Origin of the sequence: Silicimonas algicola, assembly GCF_003148765.1 — a bacterium.
GTDB lineage: Bacteria > Pseudomonadota > Alphaproteobacteria > Rhodobacterales > Rhodobacteraceae > Silicimonas > Silicimonas algicola.
In genome coordinates, this window is record NZ_QGGV01000004.1 from 349,297 (window position 1) to 356,740 (window position 7,444).

A 7,444-nucleotide genomic window follows, 5' to 3' on the forward strand; every position below is an offset into this window, starting at 1 on the left:
CGCCTCAGAGCTTTTCGATCAGCTCGGGAACGAGGGTGAAGAGGTCGCCCACGAGTCCGTAGTCGGCGACCTGGAAGATCGGCGCCTCTTCGTCCTTGTTGATCGCGACGATGATCTTCGAGTCCTTCATCCCGGCAAGGTGCTGGATCGCGCCGGAGATGCCGACGGCCACGTAGAGGGCCGGGGCCACGACCTTGCCCGTCTGTCCCACCTGCCAGTCGTTCGGGGCATAGCCCGAGTCGACCGCCGCGCGGGACGCGCCGACGGCGGCGCCCAGCTTGTCGGCCAGCTTCTCGATCAGCTCGAAGTTCTCCTCGGATCCCACGCCGCGCCCCCCCGAGACGACGATGCCGGCGCTGGTCAACTCGGGACGGTCGCTGGCGGCCACCTTGTCCTCGAGCCATTCCGACAGGCCGGGATTGGCGGCCGCCGAGATCGTCTCAACCGGAGCGGATCCGCCTTGGCCAGCGGCGTCGAAGGTCGAGGTGCGGACGGTCAGCACCTTGGTCGCGTCCGACGACTTGACGGTCTGGATCGCGTTGCCGGCATAGATCGGCCGCTCGAAGGTATCGCCGTCGACCACGCCCGATATGTCCGAGATCACCATGACGTCGAGAAGAGCGGCGACCCGCGGCATGACGTTCTTCGCGTCGGTGGTCGCGGGCGCGACGATATGGCTGTAGTCGCCCGCAAGACCCTGGATGAGGGCGGCGGTCGGTTCGGCCAGGCGATGCCCGAGCGAGGGATCCTCGGCAACCAGCACCTTCGAAACGCCGTCGATCTTCGACGCCGCTTCACCCGCTGCCGAGGCCGAGGCCCCGGCGCAAAGGACGGTCACGTCGCCGAGCGCCTTGGCGGCAGTCACGGCCTTCGAGGTGGCGTCGATGTTCAATTGGCCGTCGGTCACCTCGGCAAGAAGTAGAACTGCCATCAGATCGCCCCCGCTTCCTTGAGTTTTGCCACAAGCGTGTCGACGTCTCGCACCATGACGCCAGCCTTGCGCGTCTCGGGTTCGGTCGTCTTCACCACCTGAAGCCGCGGTGCGACGTCGACGCCGTAATCGGCCGGCGTCTTCTCTTCCAGCGGCTTCTTCTTCGCCTTCATGATGTTCGGCAGCGAGGCGTACCGCGGCTCGTTCAGGCGCAGGTCGACGCTGACGATCGCAGGCATCGTGACCTTGATGGTCTGAAGTCCTCCGTCGACCTCGCGCGTGACGATGGCGTGGTCTCCCTCGATCTTCACCTCGGAGGCGAAGGTCGCCTGAGACCAGCCGGTCAGCGCAGCCAGCATCTGGCCGGTGGCGTTCATGTCGTTGTCGATGGCCTGCTTGCCGCAGAGGACGAGACCCGGCTGCTCTTCGTCGATCACCGCCTTCAGAAGTTTGGCCACGGCAAGCGGCTCGATGTCGGTATGAACGTCATCGGTCGCGACGATCAGGATGGCGCGGTCGGCGCCCATGGCCAGCGCGGTGCGCAGCGTTTCCTGCGCCTGCTTCACGCCGATGGAGACCGCGATGACCTCCTCGGCCTTGCCGGCTTCCTTCAGGCGGATCGCCTCTTCGACGGCGATCTCGTCGAAGGGGTTCATCGACATCTTGACGTTCGCCAGATCGACGCCGCTTCCGTCCGCCTTCACGCGGACCTTCACGTTGTAGTCGATCACGCGTTTGACAGGCACGAGCACCTTCATCTGCGCAAACTCCCTTTTCTTCGGTCACGGCGGGTTTAGCGAAGCCTCGCCATGGACGACAGGTCAAAATCGACGCGACAGAGGCCAAGGACGCCGCGTTTCCTGCAACATCGTCGGGAATCACATGTGGACATCGCTAGCGGTTGGCTCCCGGAACCCACAGCACATCGGCGCGGCCTTCGTCGTTGGCGATCCGCGCGGCGCAGAACAACCAGTCCGACAGCCGGTTCAGGTAACGGATCGCGGCCTCGTTGACCCTGTCGGACAGGGCGAGTTCGGTCGCGAGGCGTTCGGCGCGGCGCGCAACGGTGCGCGAGACATGGAGGTGCGCCGAGAGCGCGGAGCCTGCCGGAAGGATGAAGGACCGCAGCGGTTCGAGACGCGCGATCATGGCGTCGATCTCGGCTTCCAGGCGGTCGACCTGCGAGGGCACGATGCGCAGCACCGGATAGCCCGCGTCGGCGTCCTTCTCCGGATCGGGCCGCCCGAGGTCGGCGCCAAGGTCGAAGAGGTCGTTCTGGATTCGCGACAGCCCAGCGTCCGCCTCGCCCGAGGCGTGAAGTCGAGCGACCCCGAGCGTGGCGTTCAACTCGTCCACCGTGCCGTACGTCGAGACGCGGAGGGCGTGCTTCGGAACGCGGGTGCCGTCGACGAGCGCCGTCTCTCCTCCGTCACCGGTCCGGGTGTAAATCTTGTTCAGGACGACCATGCGTCAGCCTCCGCGCCGGATCAGCACGAAGGCGAGGATCAGCGCGATCGCGACGGCCTGGGCATAGATGCGGTAGCGCATGATGCGGTTGGCGTGCTTGCGGTTGAAGTCGCCGCCTTTGGCGAAGCCCCCAATGCCGGTCAGAAGGATACCTGCCACCACGAGAACCGCGACGATGACGACGATGAACAGCGGATCTTGCATCAGCATGGGCGCTCTCCTTTGTTCCTCACCTAGGCCATCGTCGGGGGAAAGCGAAGAGCTTCAGGCGCGACTAAGGATCGCGTCCGTAAGCGACGTTGGCAGCAGACGCTTGCCGAGAGCGGCAAGCTTGGTTGGCGTGGTGATCCTGTAGCGCGCGCGCGGCTTCGCTGCGACGAGTGCCGCCTCGACAGCGTCGGTCACGGCGCGCGCGGGCAACTCGAACCGGTCGGGCGTTTTGCCGGCGTTGTAGAGCCGCGGTTTCAGGCGGCGCTCGTAGTCGGCGGCGCGGGCCGAGGCCGAGGGATCGATCCATCGTTCGAAATGCGGAATGGACTTCCGGCGGATCTCCGAGGTGATCGGTCCCGGCTCGATCAGGATGACGTGTATCCCGGTGCCGCGCATCTCGAGCCGCAGGGTGTCGGCCCACCCTTCCATCGCGAACTTGGTGGAGTTGTAGGCCCCGCGCCAGGCCAGCGCGGCGAAGCCGAGGATGGATGAATTCATCAGGATGCGCCCGCGTCCCTGGGCGCGGAACGTGGGGATCAGGCGCCGCGTCAGGTCGTGCTGGCCGAAGAAATTCGTCTCGAAGATAGAGCGGAGCGCGTCGCGCGGCATGTCTTCGAGAAGGCCGGGGATGCCGAAAGCGCCGTTGTTGAAGACCGCGTCGAGCGTGCCGCCGGTGCGCGAGAGTGTCTCATCCACGGCGGTGGCAATGCTGTCCTCGTCGCTGTAATCGAGAGGAAAGCTCTCCAACCCTTCCGCTTCCAGCCGAGCGCAGTCTGCAGGCTTCCGGCACGTGGCCAACACGCGCCAGCCGTGGCTCGAAAGCCCGTGCGCGGCATCATAGCCGATGCCCGAAGAGCAGCCAGTGATGAGGATGGTCTTGCGCTGTCCGGCCATGTCTCGCCTCCCTGGGTGGCGGTGACATGGCCGTGCAAGGCGCGGCAAGTCAATCCGGCTGGTTCAGCCGGGCTGACGTTCGTCGAGGAACTTGCCGAAGATCCAGCCGGACGACGCACCGTCGGCGGTTTCGATCAGGTGCCAGCCGTCCTTCGAATCGAGGACGTCGGCCTTGGTCCCGAGGACCACCTGGCCGACAACGGCATTGCCGGTGCCGGGACCATTGCGCAGGTTGACGCTGTCCCCGGTGACAACCCAGCCCGCCAGTTTATCGGATGGCACAAGGTCACCGACCGGGTCGGCGTCGGTCATGGTGTCGCCGGTGTCGGCGACGGCGCTGGCGACCGCGCCGCGTAGCGGGGCGATCTCACGCTCCGACCTGACGCGGGCGCCGGCTTCCAGGGCGAGGCGCACAGCTTCTTCTTCTGACACCAAAGACGAATTGCGCCGCACGGTCTTTTCGGTTTCGGGAGACAGGCTGAAGGCGGCCAAACTCAGGCCGGTCGCATCGGACGCATTGGATGCGCGGGCGACTTCGGGACCTGGAACGTCCCCTGCAAAGTGGAGAACGGCAACGAATGCGGCCAACGTGGCCGCGGACAGCTTGTACAACATTTGCTTCCCCCCAAAGGAATTGGCCGGGCATACACCCCGTCCACAGATGAGTATATGTCCGGCAGAACGTCCGGTTAGGGGGAAAGTTCCGGTGTGCTTTTCGTGCAAGGCGCCGCTTTACCGCCGAGACTCACGCCGCTAATACAGCATCTATGACCGTCAAGTCGGATGACCCCAATATCGAGCCCGTGGAGTTGGCCGAGCCACTGCGCCGCGCGATCGGGGAGCGTTACCTCACCTACGCGCTGTCGACGATCATGCATCGCGCCCTCCCGGATGTGCGGGATGGTCTGAAGCCGGTGCATCGCCGAATCCTCTACGCCATGCGCGAATTGCGACTCAGTTCGACCGGTGGATTCCGGAAGTCGGCGAAGATCTCGGGCGACGTCATGGGCAACTATCACCCGCACGGCGACGGCGCGATCTACGACGCGATGGCGCGCCTCGCGCAGGAGTTCAACGTCCGCTATCCGCTCGTCGACGGGCAGGGCAACTTCGGCAACATCGATGGCGACAACCCCGCCGCCTCCCGCTACACCGAGGCGCGTCTGACGGCCGTGGCCGAGGCGCTGCTCGACGGTCTCGACGAGAACGCTGTCGACTTCCGGCCGAACTATGACGGCACCCTCGAAGAGCCCATCGTCCTGCCCGCAGCGCTGCCGAACCTCTTGGCCAACGGTTCCTCCGGCATCGCCGTCGGCATGGCGACGAACATCCCGCCGCACAACATCGGTGAGTTGTGCGACGCCTGCATCCATCTTGCGAAGGCGAAGAACAGCGACCTCGTTCGCGACGACACGCTGATCGAGATGGTGCCCGGCCCCGATTTCCCGACGGGCGGTACGATCATCGAGACACCCGAGGTCATCGCCGAAGCCTACCGCACCGGACGTGGCGGCTTTCGCGTGCGCGCTAGGTGGGTGGTCGAGGACCTGGGCCGAGGCCAATGGCAGGTTGTCGTCACCGAGATCCCCTACCAGGTTCAGAAGTCGAAACTGATCGAGAAGCTGGCCGAGACCATCCAGACCAAGAAGGTCCCGATCCTGGCCGACGTCCGCGACGAAAGCGCCGATGACATCCGCATCGTGCTGGAGCCACGGTCGCGCAACATCGACCCCGAAGTGCTGATGGGGATGCTCTACCGTAACTCGGATCTCGAGACGCGGTTCAGCCTGAACATGAATGTGCTGATCGACGGGGTGACGCCCAAGGTCTGCTCTCTGAAGGAGGTGCTGCGCGCCTTCCTGGCCCATCGGCGCGATGTGCTGCTCCGGCGGTCGCGGCACCGGCTCGACAAGATCGACCACCGTCTCGAGGTGCTGGAAGGCTTCATCGTCGCCTTCCTGAACCTCGACCGCGTCATCGACATCATCCGTTATGACGACGACCCCAAGGCGGCGCTGATGCGTGAGGACTGGTCGAAGGACCACGTCCGCGCGACCTCGGAGAAGGATTATGTCGCTCCCGCGCCCGGAGAGGGCGAGTTGTCCGAGGTTCAGGTCGACGCGATCCTGAACATGCGCCTGCGGTCCCTGCGCCGTCTCGAGGAGATCGAGCTGCGGCGCGAGTTCGACGAGCTGACGCACGAGCGCGCCGATCTGGAGGATCTTCTGGCGGACGAAGGGCGGCAATGGTCGACCATCGCGGACCAGCTGCGGTCCGTGAAGAAGCAGTTCGGAGACGCGCGGCGGACCACCTTCGGCGAGGCGATCGAGGTCGAGGACGTGCCGCTGGAGGCGCTGATCGAGCGCGAGCCGATCACGGTCGTCTGCTCGCAGATGGGATGGATCCGGGCGATGAAGGGGCATTTGTCGCCCGATCAGGACATCAAGTTCAAGGACGGCGACGGACCCCGCCACATGTTCCATGCCGAGACGACGGATCGGATTCTGCTCTTCGGTGCGAACGGACGCTTCTACACGCTGTCGGCCGCCAGTCTTCCCGGCGGCCGGGGCATGGGCGAGCCCGTGCGTCTGATGGTCGACCTGCCGAACGAGGCCGGCATCGTCGCCCTGTTCGTGCATCGTCCCGGAGCGAAGCGTCTTGTCGTCTCGGACGCCGGTGACGGCTTCGTGGTGCCCGAGGACGAGGTCGTCGCCCAGACGCGCGCCGGTCGGCAGGTGCTGAACGTCAAGGGCGACGTGAAGGCCCGCGTCTGCCGTCCCGTCGACGGCGATCATGTCGCTTCGGTCGGCGAGAACCGGAAGCTTCTTGTGTTCCCGGTATCAGAGCTGCCCGAGATGGGACGCGGCAAGGGTGTGAGGCTCCAGAAGTTCAAGGACGGCGGTTTGTCGGACGCCCGCACCTTCACGCTGGCCGATGGGCTGAGCTGGCTCGACCCGGCGGGCCGCACGCGCACGGTGACCGAACTCGAGGAATGGGTCGGCGCCCGCGCCGCGGCTGGCCGTATGGCGCCGAGGGGCTTTCCGCAGGACAACCGCTTCACCTGAGAAGCCGCGGACGGTTGCCGCCACCGGCGCTCCACGATAGGTGACGGGAAACCTGCGCGATTGGGGGATCGTCATGCGAGGCATCATCAGGACAGCGGTCATGTGCATGGCGCTTGTGGCCTGCGCGCCGGAGGAAGACCTGACACAGCCGCCTGTCGCCATCGGGCAATTCCGCCTCGGGCACAACATCGCCATTGCAGACAAAGTCACCGAGGGTCCCTTCTCGCGCGAGTTCACCGAGACCCAGATCGAGGCGTCTGTCCAGAACGCGGTGGCCGCACGGCTTCGCCGCTACGACGGCGACGGTCTCTATCATCTGGGGATCGTGGTCGGCGGCCTGGTTCTGGGGCAACCCGGCATCCCCGTCGTCTATGCGCCGAAGTCGGTCCTGATCGCCGACGTCACCGTCTTCGACAACGCAACGCAGAAGAAGCTGAACGACAAGCCGAAGCGCTTCTATGCGGGCGAAGGTTTGAAGAACGCAGTCCCCGTTATCGGGTCGGGCTATGTCCGCACCGGCGAAGAACAGTTGGAGAACCTTTCCGAGAGCCTCGCCCGCGAGATCGAGGACTGGCTGCGCGAGAACGAGGCCTGGTTCGCGCCTGTTCCCGGACAGGTCCGCGTGCCCTACGACGCCGCGACCTATGCGCCCCGGATCGACAGCCTGTCGACGCAGGACATCGGGGCCTCCGCGCCGGCCAACTGACGCTTGATTTTCCGCCACCGATACCATACGTGGCCCGCGAGTTGGGACCCAGGTAGAGGCTAGAAGGGCAATGGCGAAGGAAAAGTTCAACCGCGCGAAGCCGCACTGCAACATCGGCACGATCGGTCACGTCGACCACGGCAAGACGACACTGACGGCGGCGCTGACGAA

The 7,444-nt window shown here is 65.4% G+C and carries 9 protein-coding genes; 3 read left to right on the forward strand and 6 right to left on the reverse strand.

The genetic code is table 11. From position 1 onward, the window contains the following. Nucleotides 1-4: 4 nt before the first annotated feature. The 6 genes from C8D95_RS11670 to C8D95_RS11695 all read right to left on the reverse strand — a co-directional run bounded on the left by C8D95_RS11670 (nucleotide 5) and on the right by C8D95_RS11695 (nucleotide 3,994). On the reverse strand, nucleotides 5-931 hold the full coding sequence (locus C8D95_RS11670) for an electron transfer flavoprotein subunit alpha/FixB family protein (RefSeq protein ID WP_109759351.1): 927 nt from the start codon (nucleotides 929-931) through the stop codon (nucleotides 5-7). Then, a complete protein-coding gene (locus C8D95_RS11675; RefSeq protein ID WP_109759352.1) occupies nucleotides 931-1,689 on the reverse strand; it encodes an electron transfer flavoprotein subunit beta/FixA family protein in 759 nt (252 codons plus the stop codon). The genes C8D95_RS11670 and C8D95_RS11675 overlap by 1 nt, the downstream gene beginning before the upstream one ends. Before the next feature lie 136 nt (nucleotides 1,690-1,825). Next, the gene (locus tag C8D95_RS11680; RefSeq protein WP_109759353.1) at nucleotides 1,826-2,398 is read right to left on the reverse strand and encodes a cob(I)yrinic acid a,c-diamide adenosyltransferase; all 573 of its coding nucleotides are present in this window, start codon (nucleotides 2,396-2,398) and stop codon (nucleotides 1,826-1,828) included. A 3-nt stretch (nucleotides 2,399-2,401) separates the two neighbouring features. Then, the gene (locus tag C8D95_RS11685) at nucleotides 2,402-2,605 is read right to left on the reverse strand and encodes a twin transmembrane helix small protein (RefSeq protein WP_109759386.1); all 204 of its coding nucleotides are present in this window, start codon (nucleotides 2,603-2,605) and stop codon (nucleotides 2,402-2,404) included. Nucleotides 2,606-2,662: 57 nt separating this feature from the next. Continuing rightward, nucleotides 2,663-3,502 carry an SDR family NAD(P)-dependent oxidoreductase gene (locus C8D95_RS11690; RefSeq protein ID WP_109759354.1) on the reverse strand — a complete coding sequence of 280 codons (840 nt, stop codon included), beginning with the start codon at nucleotides 3,500-3,502 and terminating at the stop codon, nucleotides 2,663-2,665. 63 nt (nucleotides 3,503-3,565) lie between these two features. After that, complete coding sequence (locus tag C8D95_RS11695; protein WP_164721529.1) at nucleotides 3,566-3,994, reverse strand: SH3 domain-containing protein; 429 nt, start codon at nucleotides 3,992-3,994, stop codon at nucleotides 3,566-3,568. Nucleotides 3,995-4,269: 275 nt separating this feature from the next. Between C8D95_RS11695 and C8D95_RS11700 the strand changes: the two genes are divergently transcribed. The 3 genes from C8D95_RS11700 to C8D95_RS11710 form a co-directional block, all read left to right on the forward strand. Continuing rightward, nucleotides 4,270-6,567: a DNA topoisomerase IV subunit A gene (locus C8D95_RS11700; RefSeq protein ID WP_109759356.1), complete on the forward strand. Its 2,298-nt coding sequence runs from the start codon at nucleotides 4,270-4,272 to the stop codon at nucleotides 6,565-6,567. A gap of 40 nt (nucleotides 6,568-6,607) precedes the next feature. Continuing rightward, nucleotides 6,608-7,273 carry a hypothetical protein gene (locus C8D95_RS11705; protein WP_146202994.1) on the forward strand — a complete coding sequence of 222 codons (666 nt, stop codon included), beginning with the start codon at nucleotides 6,608-6,610 and terminating at the stop codon, nucleotides 7,271-7,273. Nucleotides 7,274-7,343: 70 nt separating this feature from the next. Then, nucleotides 7,344-7,444: GTP-binding protein (locus C8D95_RS11710; protein ID WP_249033318.1), on the forward strand; the 101-nt coding region annotated here is incomplete at its 3' end.